This is a genomic window from uncultured Chitinophaga sp., from assembly GCF_902168175.1.
GTDB lineage: Bacteria > Bacteroidota > Bacteroidia > Chitinophagales > Chitinophagaceae > Chitinophaga.
The window spans coordinates 1-16,490 of record NZ_CABHOU010000038.1; the positions used below are offsets into that span (position 1 = coordinate 1).

Consider the following 16,490-nt stretch of genomic DNA (forward strand, 5'->3'; position numbering starts at 1 on the left):
AGAGCTGTCAACCCACAACAGGACAATCAGCAACAACTGTAAACCGCTTCCAGAACAACTAGAGATCTTTGTAAACCAAATTCAGTATTTTCTAACAATGGGTGTAAACCTAGAGCAGGACAAGACCGTTCAGCCCGTTGGGTCAGATCCTTTGACGATCCTTTATAGATGTCCCATATATGAGCCATATATGAGTCATATATAAGCCATAGATGTCCCATATCTTAAAAGGGTTGGGATATCTATGACTTAATCTCGGATCTGATATTGCTAACCGGGCAAGTATCCTTAAAGGATGTAGCCAGTATGCAGGGAGTATGGTGAGCGTATGGAGAAGCGGAACGTAAGCGGAGGGTTAAACATGTTCTAGTACTTGCGGGTGTGATTGCGACAGGTTTTTGTCCAAGGTTGTTACTGCCGCTGAAGGGTGTGACACAACGGCGGCCGGATAGAACTACCGCTGTTCGCCCCCAAATCCTATTCCTGGCAGAAAGAAAGTTAAGGGAAAGTTAAGTCGCCTATAATGCTATTTATAAGGGTACTGATGTAAAATTGCCACAAATGCATGACTTCTACGCGAAAATGTGCTAATTATAGCTATCTATTTAAATTTCTTTTAGACTTCTTGTATAATTTAAAGAAGTTTTTCTATTTTAGATCCAGCTTACAGGCCTAACCTGGTTTATGAGAAATGTGTTGCGATAACTGATACTTAGGTGTACGAACACCAACCGGTTGCTCCGGTAAGAGATAAACATAACTTGTTAGCGAACTTTGTAGATAACGTGATTGCATTTGATGAGAGCCCGGTTTTGCGGGCAGGCCAAACAACTTCTAAATCCAGTATTACTTTGTCCGACAGGCAGATACTATATAAAAAATCTCTGATCAAACACCTGTACTTCAGTAAGGAACTGTCGTGCGCGGATTTGAGCCTGCTTACGGACAAAAGTCTTCCGCATACTTCGAAGGCTTTGTACGAACTGGTAGAGCGGGGCGATGTGCTGGAATCGGGGTATGCAAGTTCCACCGGTGGCCGCCGTCCGCAAATGTATTCGCTGAAGGCGGATATCATGTATATTATTTCAGTGGCCATGGACCAATACGTTACCCGTATCGGTATTGTGGATATGCACAACCAGTTTATTGGCGGGCAGCAACAGTTTGCGCTGGATCTTTCTGCTAACCCGAACGCTTTGCAGGATTTGGGAGAGTACCTGGTGGCTTTTATACGCGAATCGGGTATTTCTAAAGATAAGATAGCAGGGATCGGTATTGGTATGCCGGGTTTTGTGGATGTAACGAAAGGTGTGAACTACTCGTTCCTCGATTCAGGAAAGGCCAGCATTACAGAGTACCTGGAAATGCTAACGGGCGTGCCGGTGTTGATAGATAACGACTCGAGCCTGATTGCGCTGGCGGAACTGAAGCTCGGCGCGGCCAGGAACAGGCAAAACGCGATGGTCATTAATATCGGCTGGGGCATTGGTCTTGGTATGGTGTTAAACGGCAGCCTGTTCAGGGGCGAAAGCGGTTTTGCAGGTGAGTTTAGTCACATTCCACTGTTCACTAATAATAAGATGTGTGGTTGTGGAAAGATGGGCTGCCTGGAAACAGAAACCTCCCTGTCGGTAATTGCCGAAAAAGCAGTGGCAGGTATGCAGGAAGGCCGTACCACGATGATAAAAGATTTATCGCTGAACAATCTCGAGGAAGCATTTATAAAGATCATGAACGCTGCGGTAAAGGGTGATAAGTATGCGGTAGAGTTGTTGTCGCAGGCGGCGTACCATATTGGTCGCGGGGTAGCGATACTTATACATATCATGAACCCGGGTTTAATAGTGCTGAGCGGTCGCGGGGCTTTAGCTGGCCGACTGTGGATGGCGCCCATACAACAGGCCCTTAACGAACACTGTATACCACGGATAGCCGAGAATATTGAGATCACTATTTCCCCGCTTGGCTATGAAGCGGAAAGGTTAGGCGCCGCCGCCCTGGTTATGGAACATTTTGATGAGAAAAAATTTTTGAGGAAAACACAACATCACTAGGATTATACTCGTATAAAAAACTCAGGAGGCCGGAGGGAGCGCACCCTGACAGGCATTTCTTTTACTACACCATATCAGGAAAAGCAATAGTCGAAGATTAACACTTCTATAGATCGACTTGGAAAACAGTGAGGGCTGCCTATGGGCGGCCCATTTTTTTGCACGAGGGGCAGGTATTGTATCGCAAAAGGCCTGCAGCGATGCAGGCCTTTCTTCTTTTAAACCATTTCTCGCCGTTCGCCCACCTGCTGCCGCCACATGGCATAGTACAATCCCTTTTGTTCCAGTAATGCATCATGATGCCCCGTTTCCGATATACGTCCTTTTTCGAGTACGTAAATCACATCGGCGTGCATAATGGTGGAAAGCCGGTGTGCGATCAGGATGGTAATCCGTTCGCGGCTGGCCGACACTTCGCGGATGGTGGCGGTAATGTCTTCTTCCGTTAGAGAGTCGAGGGCCGAAGTGGCTTCGTCGAATATGAGCAGCCTGGGATTACGGAGTAATGCCCTGGCGATGGAAATACGTTGTTTTTCGCCGCCGGAGAGTTTCATGCCGCCTTCGCCCAGTATCGTGTCAAGGCCTTTGGCTGAGCGGGAGAGAAGTCCGGCACAGGATGCCTTGTTCAGGGCGTCCATAATTTCCGCTTCAGTGGCATCAGCTTTTACGAATAACATGTTCTCTTTGATAGTTCCGGCGAACAGTTGTGTATCCTGCGTAACAAACCCTATTTGCCTGCGCAGTTCATTGTATCGTATATCGGTAGCCGGTACATCATTGAACAGTATGTGGCCCGATACCGGTGGGTACAGTCCGACCAGCAATTTTACCAGTGTGGATTTACCTGAGCCCGAAGGCCCCACAAAAGCGATTGTTTGTCCGGAGTTGACGTTGAACGATACCCCGTCGATCGCATTGATATGTGCCGTTTTGTGCCGGAACAGTACGTCCTCAAAACGGATGCTTCTCAATGGTCCTGTTTCTACCGGGGTGTCCGGCCTTTGTTCTATCGGCTTTTGCATCAGCTGGTCGAAGTTGTGAATAGAAGCTTCTACCTCGCGGTAACTGAGGATAATATTACCCAAATCCTGGAGGGGACCGAAGATAGCGGTAGAGATGAATTGCATGGCAATCAGTTCACCCGTGGTAAGCACATGGCGGAAAATAAGCCATAACAGGATGAAGAGGATCGACTGGCGAAGCAGGTTAAGCGTGGTGCCCTGTAAAAATGAGAGTGTTCGTACCCGTTTGGTCTTCATCATCTCCAGGTCGTATATCCGCTGGGTTTGTATCTTTAAACGGCGTATTTCGGGGAAGGTGAGGCCCAGGCTTTTTACGAGTTCTATATTACGGAGCGACTCCGTTATCACCCCCGACATCTTATTTGTTTCTTTATTGATCGTGCGCTGTACGGTCTTTATCTTTTTACTTAATAAACCGGTGAGAGAGCCCAGTACCAGTATACCCACCACGAATACCGGCACCAGTAACCAGTTTTTAGTGATCGAATACCATATCAGAAAGCCCATGCCTACTACAGACGAAAACAATACGTTAATGAAAGAGTTGATGAAACGTTCTGTGTCTATTTTCACTTTTTGCAGGATAGATAAAGTTTCCCCGCTGCGCTGCTCCTCAAATTCCTGGAACGAGAGGCGAAGGGTTTGTTTTAGGCCATCGTTAAATATCTGCATGCCGAAGGTTTGTACTGCCTGCCGCGTCACGAAATCCTGGAACGCCCGTGCTATACGGGCCAGTATGGCAACGCCTACCGCAATGCCCAGCCAGTACAGTACACCGTTCACCATTTCCTGCTGATTAGTGCTAACAGGTTTAGTGGCATAATCGTCGATGATCTTTCCGAAAATGATGGGGTCTACAAGACTTAACAGCTGCGCAGTGCCTGCCAGCAATAGCGCCAGTATTACCCGCCATCTTTGTTCTTTGAAATATTTCCACAGTGTATTCATACGGGGCTTCGTTTTTTTATCCTTTACCGGCGGGCTGTACTGCACAACTTTCGGGCCGGGGCGTGTATAAAAGTAAGAAATGCGCCGGGCTCATGGTATATAAATTGTTATAGCAAAAGGATGAGTAAGGAAATGACCAAAGTAACCGATCAACCGCAAAGCAGGCTACCGTTCTTTATTGCAGCTGGTGTGTTAGGCACGCTGGCCGGTTTATATTTCCTGATCCCAGCTTTCCAGGACTGGGTAAAGGAGGCTTTTGACGTACTTACAAGCCGGGATAAAGAGCGTATACAGGACTGGGTGGCGGAATTTGGCATCGGTGGCCCCATTGTACTGGTGATGGTGATGGTGGTGCAAATGTTCCTGATCGTCATACCCAATATACTGGTCATGATAATCGCTATTACGGCTTACGGTCCTGTGTGGGGTTCTTTGATCTCTTTAACAGGCGTTTTCTGTTCTTCTTCTCTGGGGTATGTAATGGGCCGTTACCTTGGTCCCGGGGTAATTCGTAAACTGATCAGTGCAAAGGCACAGGAAAAAATAGCGCTTTACCTCAAACTTTACGGTATACCAGCTATTATTATTACCCGCCTTGCCTCTATCTCTAACGATGCGCTGGGTATTGTGGCGGGTTTCCTGCGGATGCAGTACAAGCGATTTATACTGGCCACCATGGCCGGCATAACGCCGCTGGTGATACTGCTGGCCATTTTTGGTAATGGTGGCCGTATAGAGCGGGCGCTGTTATGGATAGCCGGCATTTCGGTGGTACTACTGGTGGTGTATATCATCTTCAAAAATAAACTGGAGAAGAAGAAAGCTGCAGCTGCGTTAAAGTAGTCCTGATACCCCCTGAGATAAAATAAGATGGGTTGCCTGCTCCCCGAAAATCCAACGTATTAACTATGAAGACTCTGCCGTAGTATACTGACTAATTTTTTTCCGCGATATGGTCCCCGGGTAATAAATTTGCCGTTATATGTGTTTGAGAATTGTTCGTATACACATCCTTTCAAAGAGTTAGTGCCCGGCGTTGCAGTAGCCCGTCCTCTTTTTTTAAGGAACCGTTATCATGTGAAGTCCGGCGGCAGTGTGCTGCGTTACCTTTATTTTATTCCTTTTGTTTGATACGGTCAGTGGTATGTAATGTATACCGCCGGCTATAAAAGAACGCGTGTCCCATTACCGTTAACTCTTTTTTATTAGGTGTAATACAGGGAGGGAACCCCCGGTTTAATTGACTATTTATTTGACGCGTTCATGAGCGGGATATTTATCCTGCTTTTTTTTGCTCCATACTTAAATGTTGCACTGGCGGCAGAGATAGGAAACGGCGGAAGAAGTGTTTAAGCTGCCCCTTCCGGTAGCGGAACAACATACGTTTTTTACGATAGTTGAGCATGGTGGTAAGCGTAAGCAACTCGTTCTCACCGGTTGCCCTGGCGTATTGCTGGCAGTAGAAGGCCAGCATAGGCAGTGGTAAATCGAGCCTGCGCATATTTTTCATCCTGTAAGCGAAGGAACTGTGGCCAAACTTCATGCGGTTGTTATCCACCAGCGAAAAGCTGTAAGCGCCTGTTTCATCCTGTTTGTAAAGAATGTTACCTACCGAAAAGTCTTTGTGATAAATGTCCTGCGCATGTAAATGGGCGGTAAAGCTGGCCAGTCCGTCCAGTACCTGGCGCGACTCCTCGCGTGGCAGGTCCAGTATGTTTTTTAAGGGGAGGGAGTCGGTGTAGGTGCAGATGAAATAACTTTCTTTCATCAGTCCATTATCCACACATTCTATATAAGCTACCGGTTCCGGCGTTTGAAAACCTTTGTTGATAAGTTTACCCGCGTAGTTAAAGGCCCGTTTAGCCTTAGAGGGTAGTAAGTTCGCGTAAAAGAAGCGGTTAAAAAGATAGATCTGCTGGTACGATTTGATCACCAGTTTGATATTCTTTTCTACGTCTACACGAATAATATTACGGGCCTTGTGTACTACAACACCCATAGAATTGAACCTGCCGGGAATATCCTCAATATAATCCCTTAAAAACTCATACTGAGGAGCCATTTCTACATGAATACTCATTGCCTGCGCGCTTTAAATAATCCAATTGACCGTTCCATCCGGAACAGCTTACCAAGTAAACATAGTGACGACAGTGTAGGCTAAGTATTAGTGTAGTTCAATTGCAGGTCAACTAAAAAAGCGAATGCTTTGTACCACAAAACTCCATAGAAATTCTGAAACGCACAAATTTATATAATGTACATATGCGGAAGTTGGCGTAATCATCGCAGTTATTGCCGTATTGGTTTTATTTTAGCGGGTCTTCGCCAATCGCGGGGAGCTGATGGCTGCTTTCCTGAAAGGTACCGGGCAATACCGCCCCGGCAGCCGGGTAGATGCTGCGTTATTCTCACAGTTATTCATTAACCCTGATACGTTTTTATATGAAAGAGAGAAAGAAATGAAAATACAGTAGATAGCGTGGGGCTGTTACCTCACCTCTCCTGATCGTCATTTCTTTCTCCTGGTTATTTTATGCGCCCATCAATGGGTCTGTAAAGCTATCTTTCCCCGTTTCCACGTGTCCCGCGAAACGTTGTTCATAATCACCCGCACCTTTTACACGGATGCTGATATCGTACCAACCAAAGCTTTTGGCTAATGAGAGGTTGATGGTTTCGTCGCCCTGTATGCTGCGCGATACCTGTTTCTGACCGTACGCATTATCTGCTATCGTGATCGTGGCTGCACCGTCCGATTTTAGTTTTACCAGCAGGTTACCATTTGGGGCATATTCACAACGCACCCACAACTGCGGATCTTTTGCACTGCCCTTAAACTCGCGGAAGAAGCCATTAGGGCCGTTCAGGCGCAGGTGATAACGCCCACGCTCAAAACCTTTGCCTGCCCAGCCGTAATCCAGTTCGCCGCCCGGTACTACCGCAAACGACCAGTTACGGCAAACGTCCGTTCTTCCATTTTCATCCGTAAAAGCACCCGGTGTATATACCGTAAAAGGCGATCCGGCTGATCTTTCGCCAAACAGTTTATTCCCGGCTTCCATCTTTATTTCGAATAACTGCTGTTCCCTGTTCCACTGGCCGTGTGCGTATAACTCGTAAGGCAACGCAGCAGCCGGGCGTACACCTTTTTCCTGTTTAGCAGCAATGTTCATCGGGTTCCTGATTGCGCTGCTGATTTCCGCCGCGCCCAGTTCCTTGAAGCCCGTTGGTTCTGCTTTAAACTTCGCGTTGTAGATGTCCTGCACGAACTTATCCCGGTTAAGGAAAGGCAGCTTTTCCGGGCTGTTGCCATCAAAAGGCGTGAAGGCCGAGGTGAGGTCACCGCTAATCGCCCTGCGCCACTTGCTGATGTTATCCAGGCGTATGTTTTTGTTGTACTTTTTGTTGATGAATGTTTCCAGGAATTGAAGCGTAGAGGTATGTTCAAACACTTCTGAACACACCCTGCCGCCGCGGCTCCATGGCGAGGCAATAAGCATCGGCACCCGGAAGCCCAGTCCTATAGGCGCTTCACGTGCCTGTTTTTCCGCTACGCCCTGTTTCAGTTCATTGGCCAGCCTTACATGCTCCACCTCTGTATCAATCCCCGGCGATACCTTGCCTGTGCCAGGTTTATTGTTGTCGGGAATAGAGAACGGAGGCACGTGATCATAGTAGCCATCGTTTTCATCGTAAGTAACAATGAAAATCGTTTTCTTCCATACCTCCGGATTCTTCGTCAGCACATCCAGAACTTCCGACACGTACCAGGCGCCGTACCATGGAGCGCTGGGATGGTCGGAGAAGTTCTGCGGCCCTGCCAGCCACGACACGGCAGGCAGTTTGCCCTCATTCACATCTTTGCGGAACTGGTGCAGTATATCGCCCGAAGGCACGGTTACTTCTCTTTCCTTATTGCCATCTTTATATTGCATTTTCGTTACGGAACGAAAACCCGGATCGCCGTTATTTACCACGAAAGCCTGCATGTGAAGCTGCTTTTCCTTGTCCGATAACTTATCGTATTCCCCTTTGTTCCATTTGGCCAGTTCTGTACGCGCATTATCCAGCGCCTGCTGCTTTTTTACAACAGCGGCCCGGTTTTTAGCCGCTGTTTCTTCGGAAGAAGGGCTTTCTTCCTGCAGTTGGTTGATCTCGCCAGGCAGAGTATCCACCAGCTTTTGCAGTCCCGCTACATAACGTTCGCTGAACTTCACGTTGTAAGGAGCGAAGAACTCGAGCAGGTTACAGCCGAAGTTGGCGAGCCATGATTTCTCTTCACCTTTCCAACCGCCACCGCAACTGATCTCGTTCTGGTAAAACCGCCAGTTGATCCCATTTTTCTCCAGCAATTCGGGGAAGGTACCCCAGTCCAGTTTGCCGAAGCTGAAGTCGTCGTTACGGATATGCGCTTTCTCAATACCATCCCAGTTATGCGTGATTTTCCCCGTCCAGAAAAAAGAACGGTTGGGCGTGGTGCTGGTCATGGCAGAGCAGAAGTTTTGGTCGCACACCGTAAAAGCATCGGCCATGGCGTAGTTGAATGGCAGGTCCTCCCGTGTATAATATCCCAATGTAAGCGGCATGCCGGCGTACAGTTTATTACCCGGTCTTTTGGCGATGAGCCAGTTGTCATATTTACCCTCATTGTACGCATCCACCTGGCTGGCCCTGGAGTGTGGTAAAGAGCCCATCCACGTGATCTTCGTGTCTTTCATGTCCAGGCGGAAAGGCGCATACGTTTCCCCCTTTTCGTTGGTTTGCAGCCACACCGGCTTTTTATCCGGCAGCGAAATAGCCCGGGGATCGTTAAAACCCCGTACACCCTGCAGCGTACCGAAGCAATGATCAAACGAGCGGTTCTCCTGCATCAGTATCACCACGTGTTCCGCATCGAGGAAAGTGCTGCCAGGCGCAGGATCAATAGCAAAAGCCCGTTGAATGGAAGAGGGTAAGATCGTGGAAAGTCCGGCCGCGCCGGAAAGTAGCATGGATTTCTTCAGGAACTCCCTTCGGTTATCACTCATATGACGTGTTTTTCTTGGATTTGACCTTGGTAAGTTAGTGAAATAACATTGGTAGAGAAATGGGGGAGAGGGGGCGAATGGATGGGCGGTTGCCAGGCCGGTTTTAGTGGTGCGTTAATGGCTGAGTTTACGGAATGATAATATTGGATTGTTTAGTAAAGGGCCTTTGGTTTTGGTCTTGATAATATCTTTTTGGGTTTGTCCACAGGTGGAGAGAAAAACAGACATTAAGGGCAAATGTATATACGCTTAGGTGTTTCATAGATTATTATTTAATTTTGGTATTAGCTGTAGGGTTCCAATAGCGGTTAATGTAGCTTCCTGTTTCATCTTTTTGCGAACACTAACACTTTTTTTGTTTTTCATATCCTGGCAATTTTGAATCAGCGAAATTACTTTGATATCTTTCGTCCGGGGAACCAGGATTGTAAATAATGATGTAAACTTCGTACATAATATCGTTACATGATGTTTGTCAAAATAAATCTCCTGTTTTGGAAATATAAATACCTGTACGGATTGGTACTACTCATGTTTATCTCTCTGATCTGCGTGGCTTTCGGTATGTCGGGCAGTGAGGACTTTGATATAGCCCGGAGGGAAGTTTTACTCCGCCGGATCGGGCATGAAATACTATTACAGTCTGGCGACAGTACATCACAGGTACTTCCGGTAAAAAAGATAGCTGAAAATGAATACCAGGTCAGTTTTGAGAATCCCTTTACCTTTCAACCCGACCTTTTGGTGAATACTACCCAGCGTTTGTTAGCCAAAGACCCGCTCTCAAGTGATTATGTTGTTAATGTACTGAACTGTAACGATGCCAGCGTAGCTTATGGATATGCTATATCAAAAAATAAGAAAGATGATATTGTTGCCTGTGTAGGAAGAACTCAACCTATAGCATGTTACATGATCAACATTAAATTTAAACCAACGGGTTTAACTTCAGCTAAGAATGGATATTTCCTGGGCGGGCTGTCATTTTTGGCATTTGTTGGATTTGTTTTTTTGAGAGCTGTTAAGCCACGAAGGACCTTAACCGGCATACCTGCCTTAGCTGACGCCGATGCACCCGAGATACCTGACAGTCGGCATTCTGATATGCTCACCTTGGGGTCAATGTTGTTCGACACGGAGAACCGTAAGCTCCTGATAGATGGAAAGACCATCGACCTGACCAGAACTGAAACCCGTGTACTACGCATGTTTGCGTTGTCTCCTAACGAGACTATAGAGCGAAGCCGGCTACAAAAAGAGATATGGGAAGATGAAGGTGTTATAGTAGGCCGCAGTCTTGATATGTTCATATCAAAACTTAGAAAAAAGCTTGAATTTGATCCGAATATCAAAATTGTTGTTATACGCGGCAAAGGATATAAGCTTGAAATCAGCGCTTAAGAAGATCATCCCGCTCCAATTAAAGATTGCTACCCTTCCCGGACGTTTAACGGCCTGTTTACGTTGGAGGATGGTGTTTTTTCATCCCGCAAGGGGATAGATCCCAATAGTTTTGGTATTGCTCCATTTTGTCCTTTTTCGTTCCAATAAGCCGGGTTATACCGGAGAAACATCCCCCCGCCGCATTCAGCCCCTCACATTGCCGCATTCACACCCCGCCTGACACGTATAACCATCCTAAGTTTGTACTACCAAAAACGACATAATATGAAACCGAAAACATTAAACATCCTCTACTGGTCTTTTACTATTTTCTTTGCCCTGTTGCTGATCATGGACGGCATAGGCGGACTTTCCGGCTCAGAAGATGGTAAAGTAGCCATGCGGCAGCTGGGATATCCTGAGTATATCATGCCCATTACAGGCGTTGCGAAATTACTGGCGGCTATCGCCATCCTCCAAAACAAGTTCATCACCATCAAGGAATGGGCTTTTGCGGGACTGACTTTCAACTTCATCATGGCTGCTGTATCCTGGGCCATCGTGGGACAGCCACTGTTCTTCGTACTGTTCCCCCTGATCGTACTGGCCATTATGCTGGTGCCGTATTTCCTGTGGAAGAAAGTGATGGCGCTGAAGGCAGCCGGCGTATTACCGAATAGCACACAGCCCTTCCGGGCGGCCTACAGCGCTTAGCGGTATCCTTTTGTATACTGCTTACATTATGGAACCAGCTATACATTGTTCTATCTTTGCATTCTTATCAATTAAAGGAATGTTTTATGGAGATAGGAATAGACAGTTTTGCCGCTGAAATGGCTGGCAGTACCGGATCGGCAAAGAACAATGCTACCGCAATGGGCCAGTTGCTTGACCGTATGCAATACGCCGACGAAGTTGGACTGGATGTATTTGGCATCGGAGAACACCACCGCAAGGATTTTCTCGACTCTGCCCCCACACATATATTGGCTGCTGCCGCATCGCGCACGAAACGCATCAAACTGGCCAGTGCGGTTACGGTATTGAGTGCAGCCGATCCGGTAAGGGTATTCCAGAGTTTTGCCACGCTCGACCTTATTTCACAGGGAAGGGCGGAGATGGTGGTAGGTCGTGGTTCGTTTACCGACGCCTTCCCCCTGTTTGGTTTGAACCTGGAGGATTACGATGAATTGTTCACCGAAAAGCTGGACCTGCTGCTGCAATTGCAACAGCATGAGTTTGTAACCTGGCAAGGCAAGTTCAGGCCTGCTTTACGCAACCAGCCGGTATACCCCCGTCCTTTGCAGGACACTTTGCCCATATGGATAGGCGTGGGCGGTACGCCTGCCTCTTTCATTCGTGCCGGTACGCTTGGCCTGCCTTTGATGGTAGCTGTCATTGGCGGCGAAACACATCATTTCCGGCCGCTGGTAGACTTGTACAGGGAGGCTGGTAAAAGAGCAGGGCATGCCCCGGAAAAACTGACCGTAGGACTGCACTCCCTGGGTTATGTGAGCGCTACCGATGAGGAAGCATTCGAAGAGTTTTATCCCGGTTATGCTGCCGCCATGACGAAGATCGGCAGGGAACGCGGCTGGCCTCCGATGACGAAAGCACGTTTTGAAGCACAGGCGGGGCCATCTGGCGCACTACTGGTGGGCGGCCCGGAAGAAATAGCGAAAAAGATACAGCGGCATAGCGAAGCACTGGGTGGTATTTCCCGGCTCACTTTCCAGATGGACACCGCCGGGTTGCCACATGAAAAGCTGATGCAGTCTATTGAGCTGATGGGCACGAAGCTGTCGCCACTGGTAAACCTTTAATTGTACTGATCCAATTCATGCAGGGTTAGCTTGCAAGCCCCAGGGACTAAATCGATCAGGAACAGTTTCGTAAATTATTAAGGGAGGATGACTGATAAAACATGCAGCAAAAAAAATCTGTTAACTGATAGGTGTGGCCACCATGGTATGGTATTTGCGCTCAGCCGCCCTAACGTTAACTAATACACTTATGAGAGTAAACATCCTTGCATTATTTATTCTGCTCGCCACGACTTTGCTGATCAGTTGTTCTAAAGGGGGCGAAAGCTCGCCCAACTACACCTACACCTACAAACTGGCCGGCCCTGCTGCTACGGTGGTGCAGGTACAGTATACGCCTACCATGACCGATCCCAATATGACGGAAGTGCCTGACGATCTTGAGTATGAAGAACAGGTAACGCCGCCATGGGAAAAGACGGTAACCCTTCATAAAAACATTGCAGGGGCAGGCTTCTCCGCCAGTGTCAGCAACGGCGTACCCGGAGCAAAATATACCATCTCGATCCTGAGCAAAGACGGTAACGTTTTGAAGACGGGGGATTTCACATTGGATGAATATGGAGATGGCGCGCTGCTGCTGAATTATTATCGGAATTGAATGATAAAAAAAGGCTCGTAAAACGAGTCTTTTTTTTACGCGTTATCTTATCTGTTTCGACTTATCCGGAAACGCCGGTGTCTTCCCGATGTGGTGCCGCAACACTTATGCCCGACTGAAAAAAGACGCCCGCAGATATTCTGCGGGCGTCTTTTTTCAGTCAGTTCCCGACTACAACACCGTATTCAACACGCCTCCATCAACCCTGAGCGCAGCCCCATTAATCGCGGCGGCCAACGGACTACACAAATAAGCGGTAATACCGGATATTTCTTCCGGGGCAATAAACCGCTGCAGCAGCGAATGTGGATTGGTGCCTTGCAGGATCGCGGTCTTCATATCATCCTCACTGGTATTGTTAGCCTGGGCAATATGTTTCACCGTAGTGGCCACTCCGTCGGAATAAGTGGGGCCGCCAAGTATAGTGTTGACAGTAACGGCAGTTCCCTTGGTAAGTTTCGATAATCCGTTGCCCAGTGAAAGCATGGCCGTTTTGGTGATGCCGTAGTGTATCATGTTGCCTGGCACATTAACGCCCGACTCGCTGCTGATAAAAATGACCCGGCCCCAGTTGCGGTTGAGCATTTTAGGCAATAATGCACGCGACAGCCGTACGCCACTCATTACATTCACGTCGAACATGGCCTGCCACTCACTATCTTCAATGCTTTCAAAGTCTTTAAGGGCGAAGATGCCTACGTTGTTTACCAGGATGTCAATTTCCGGGAGTTGGGCCAGCAGTTTGTTCACCTCCGCTTCTTTACCAAAGTCGGCTGCAATGCCGGACACGCTTGCGCCGGGAATGTTTTGCATAAGTTGCCCGATAGCAGCATCTATTTTCTGCTGTGTTCTTCCATTGATAATCACATGTGCGCCTTCTTTCAATAGCTGTGTCGCTATTGCAAAACCTATACCCTGCGTGGCGCCACTTATAAAGGCGGTTTTTCCCTTTAACTGTAAATCCATATCTGTTATTTTATTATTGTATTGATCGTTACAAAAATTGACGAAAAAAAGGTCAGTTGAGGACTGACAGTTGTAGTTCAATTAATTTTTGCAGGCTTTGCGCACGGGGATACATGCGCCTGGTCACGTTCAAACCGTTCCACACGGTGATAAGGTAACGCGCCAGTAAGTCAGCCGGGGCGGGATTAGTAATTTCTCCGCTTTCCTTTCCTTTCTGTATGGCCCAGGCAAACATCTTTTCTACTTCTTTTAAGATAGTCACCGCTTCCTGTTCCAGTTCTTCATCCTGGAAAGTCATTTCTACCACGGTATTGGCAATAATACAGCCCTTCAGATGCTCTTGCTCGCTCGCGCTGGCCAGCGACCTGAAAAAGGATTTGATCTCATCAACAGGAGATTTGCTTTTATGTAAAATTGCTTTGAAGTCCATGAATGCCTGCCTGCGCTGCTGTAAAGCCTTGCTGAACAGTTCTTTTTTTCCGCCTTTAAACGTATTGTAGAAGCTGCCGCTGCCCATGCTCATGGCTTTCAATAAGTCGTCGAGCGATGTGGCGGCGAATCCTTTTTGCCAGAATACCTGCTGCGCTTTCTCTAAAACACGTTCCTGGTCGAATGTTGATGGTCTTCCTTTCATATTTTGTAGTAATCATTACAAAAATAAGGAAAGTAAGTGTTTAATTAAAAAGTTTTCTGTAAGCCAGGGGTGTATGCTGTGTTTTGTTCTTAAAAAGTTTGTTAAATGACTGTGGATAATCGAAGCCGAACAGGTAAGCGATTTCTGCAACCGTCAGGCTGGTGGTGGTCAGTAATTCTTTGGATTTCTCGATCAGCCGGTCCTGGATGTGTTGTTGCGTACTTTTGCCGGTTAAAGAACGCAACATGCTGCTCAGGTAATTGGGAGAGAGGTGTAACTGGTCAGAGAAATACTGTACGGAGGGCAGAGCTTCCTGGTGGGTATGTTGCGCCGCGAAACTGGCGGATAACAGTTCTTCGAACTTCGTCAGCAGGTCGGAGTTCCATGTTTTACGGGTGAGGAACTGCCTGTTGTAAAACCGGTCGGAATAACTCAGGATGAGGTCAATATAAGAAAGGATGACCCCTTCGCTGTAAGTGTCGATACCTTTCTCTAATTCCAGGCGCAGCATGTCCATAATGCTAACAATGGTGTCTTCTTCTTTTTCAGAAAGATGAAGGGCTTCATTGGCCGCGTAACTAAAGAACTCGCAGCCTTTTATCCGGGTAGCCACTGCATGTTTCCTGATAAAATCGGGATGAAATACCAGGCACCAGCCCAAGGGTTTATGTCCTTCGGGTATATTGGAAATTATCTGTTTGGGAGCGATGAACGACATAACGCCTTCATCGAAATCGTAATGGCTCTGCCCGTACTTAACTTTTTGAGCTACATTTTTCTTGATAGAGATGCAGTACAGGTCTAAAACGACGCTGCGATATCGCTCGTCCGCATCGTACACAATGTCTTCAAAATTAAACACACTCACGAGTGGATGATGTGGTTTAGGCAAAGACAGTATCCGGTGCTGATCGGAAACTGTCTTTACATGATATGGAACTTCTTTCTTCATCCTGTATGGTTGATACAAAAGTAAGATTTACTGGTCAATGCTGTTCATAGAGGCGCTGTCGTAGCGGTCGCCCAGGAATGTGCCCAGCGGGATAATAGATTCCAGCCTGTTCATATCGTCTGCAGATAAGCTGATGGATGCGGCTGCTATGTTCTGCTCCAGGTACTTCACCCGTTTGGTGCCTGGGATAGGTGCGTGCCCTTTAGCTAAAACCCATGCGATAGCCAGCTGAGAGGGCTGTATACTTTTTTCTTCCGCCATAGCGGTAATGGCACCGGCCAGTTCCAGGTTCTTCACAAACTGCTCGCCCTGAAAGCGCGGCATCGAGTTCCTGAAATCATCGGCAGGCAAGTCTTCCGGTGTACGGATGTTGCCGGTCAGGTAACCACGGCCCAGCGGGGAGTAGGCTACCAGGCCAATGCCCAATTCCTGCAGCGTGTTAACGATGCCTGCCTGCTCAATACTTCTCTCAAAAAGGGAATACTCTGATTGTACAGCCGTTAAAGGATGAACCGCATGCCCCCTGCGGATGGTATCGCTCGACACCTCTGATAAGCCGATATAGCCCACTTTGCCTTCTTTAACGAGGTCGGCCATAGCGCCCACCGTTTCCTCTACCGGTACCCGTGCATCGAGGCGGTGCAGGTAGTAAAGGTCGATATAATCTGTACCCAGGGCGCGGAGCGACTTCTCTACGGCTTTCCTTACATAGTCTTTGCTGCCGTTGATCTGCCAGGTAGGCTGGTTGTCGTCGTTGATCTCGTACCCGAACTTGGTGGCGATGATATAGTCATTCCGGTTGCCCTGTATAGCTTTGGCTATCAGTTCTTCATTCAGGAACGGGCCGTATATATCGGCGGTATCTAAAAAGTTGCAACCCAGTTCCTTTGCCCGGTGGATGGTGTTGATAGCGTCTGCTTCGCTGGTGCGGCCATACATATCGCTGCCTCCGGCAAATACGGTCATACCCATACAGCCTAATCCTAAAACCGGTACTTCTAATCCCTGGCTGCCGAGTTTCTTTTGTTTGATATTGCTCATTTGCTAATTGTTTGTAGTGCAAATGTCCGAAGGAGC

Annotated in this window: 14 protein-coding genes; 7 read left to right on the top strand and 7 right to left on the bottom strand. The window is 47.7% G+C overall.

Going from position 1 to position 16,490, the window contains the following annotated elements:
- Positions 1 to 716: 716 nt before the first annotated feature.
- Positions 717 to 2,054, top strand: a complete 1,338-nt coding sequence (locus tag QZT80_RS07680; protein WP_295120060.1) for an ROK family protein — start codon at positions 717 to 719, stop codon at positions 2,052 to 2,054.
- A 218-nt stretch (positions 2,055 to 2,272) separates the two neighbouring features.
- Here the strand turns inward: QZT80_RS07680 and QZT80_RS07685 are convergent, their stop codons facing one another.
- Complete coding sequence (locus QZT80_RS07685) at positions 2,273 to 4,024, bottom strand: ABC transporter ATP-binding protein (protein WP_295120063.1); 1,752 nt, start codon at positions 4,022 to 4,024, stop codon at positions 2,273 to 2,275.
- A 120-nt stretch (positions 4,025 to 4,144) separates the two neighbouring features.
- On the opposite strand from QZT80_RS07685, the gene QZT80_RS07690 reads away from it, so the two are divergent.
- Entirely contained in the window at positions 4,145 to 4,867 is a 723-nt protein-coding gene (locus QZT80_RS07690) for a TVP38/TMEM64 family protein (protein ID WP_295120066.1), read from the top strand.
- Positions 4,868 to 5,300: 433 nt separating this feature from the next.
- Here QZT80_RS07690 and QZT80_RS07695 read toward each other — a convergent pair whose 3' ends face one another.
- Positions 5,301 to 6,104: a lipopolysaccharide kinase InaA family protein gene (locus QZT80_RS07695; protein ID WP_295120069.1), complete on the bottom strand. Its 804-nt coding sequence runs from the start codon at positions 6,102 to 6,104 to the stop codon at positions 5,301 to 5,303.
- Positions 6,105 to 6,369: 265 nt separating this feature from the next.
- On the opposite strand from QZT80_RS07695, the gene QZT80_RS07700 reads away from it, so the two are divergent.
- Entirely contained in the window at positions 6,370 to 6,501 is a 132-nt protein-coding gene (locus QZT80_RS07700; protein WP_295120072.1) for a hypothetical protein, read from the top strand.
- A 57-nt stretch (positions 6,502 to 6,558) separates the two neighbouring features.
- On the opposite strand, the gene QZT80_RS07705 is transcribed toward QZT80_RS07700, so the two are convergent.
- Positions 6,559 to 9,054 carry a phosphocholine-specific phospholipase C gene (locus QZT80_RS07705; RefSeq protein ID WP_295120075.1) on the bottom strand — a complete coding sequence of 832 codons (2,496 nt, stop codon included), beginning with the start codon at positions 9,052 to 9,054 and terminating at the stop codon, positions 6,559 to 6,561.
- A 465-nt stretch (positions 9,055 to 9,519) separates the two neighbouring features.
- Between QZT80_RS07705 and QZT80_RS07710 the strand changes: the two genes are divergently transcribed.
- From QZT80_RS07710 to QZT80_RS07725, 4 genes are all read left to right on the top strand, one after another.
- Entirely contained in the window at positions 9,520 to 10,455 is a 936-nt protein-coding gene (locus tag QZT80_RS07710) for a winged helix-turn-helix domain-containing protein (RefSeq protein ID WP_295120078.1), read from the top strand.
- Between the two features lie 267 nt (positions 10,456 to 10,722).
- The gene (locus QZT80_RS07715) at positions 10,723 to 11,151 is read left to right on the top strand and encodes a DoxX family protein (RefSeq protein ID WP_295120080.1); all 429 of its coding nucleotides are present in this window, start codon (positions 10,723 to 10,725) and stop codon (positions 11,149 to 11,151) included.
- Positions 11,152 to 11,237: 86 nt separating this feature from the next.
- A complete protein-coding gene (locus QZT80_RS07720) occupies positions 11,238 to 12,260 on the top strand; it encodes an LLM class flavin-dependent oxidoreductase (protein WP_295120084.1) in 1,023 nt (340 codons plus the stop codon).
- Positions 12,261 to 12,450: 190 nt separating this feature from the next.
- Complete coding sequence (locus QZT80_RS07725) at positions 12,451 to 12,861, top strand: hypothetical protein (RefSeq protein ID WP_295120087.1); 411 nt, start codon at positions 12,451 to 12,453, stop codon at positions 12,859 to 12,861.
- Between the two features lie 171 nt (positions 12,862 to 13,032).
- Here the strand turns inward: QZT80_RS07725 and QZT80_RS07730 are convergent, their stop codons facing one another.
- Genes QZT80_RS07730 through QZT80_RS07745 form a run of 4 tightly spaced genes read right to left on the bottom strand, consistent with a single transcriptional unit; the run spans position 13,033 to position 16,454 of the window.
- The gene (locus QZT80_RS07730) at positions 13,033 to 13,827 is read right to left on the bottom strand and encodes an SDR family NAD(P)-dependent oxidoreductase (RefSeq protein ID WP_295120090.1); all 795 of its coding nucleotides are present in this window, start codon (positions 13,825 to 13,827) and stop codon (positions 13,033 to 13,035) included.
- 52 nt (positions 13,828 to 13,879) lie between these two features.
- A complete protein-coding gene (locus tag QZT80_RS07735; protein WP_295120092.1) occupies positions 13,880 to 14,461 on the bottom strand; it encodes a TetR/AcrR family transcriptional regulator in 582 nt (193 codons plus the stop codon).
- Between the two features lie 40 nt (positions 14,462 to 14,501).
- Positions 14,502 to 15,413: a helix-turn-helix transcriptional regulator gene (locus tag QZT80_RS07740; RefSeq protein WP_295120095.1), complete on the bottom strand. Its 912-nt coding sequence runs from the start codon at positions 15,411 to 15,413 to the stop codon at positions 14,502 to 14,504.
- Between the two features lie 27 nt (positions 15,414 to 15,440).
- Positions 15,441 to 16,454: an aldo/keto reductase gene (locus QZT80_RS07745; protein ID WP_295120098.1), complete on the bottom strand. Its 1,014-nt coding sequence runs from the start codon at positions 16,452 to 16,454 to the stop codon at positions 15,441 to 15,443.
- Positions 16,455 to 16,490 lie beyond the last annotated feature (36 nt).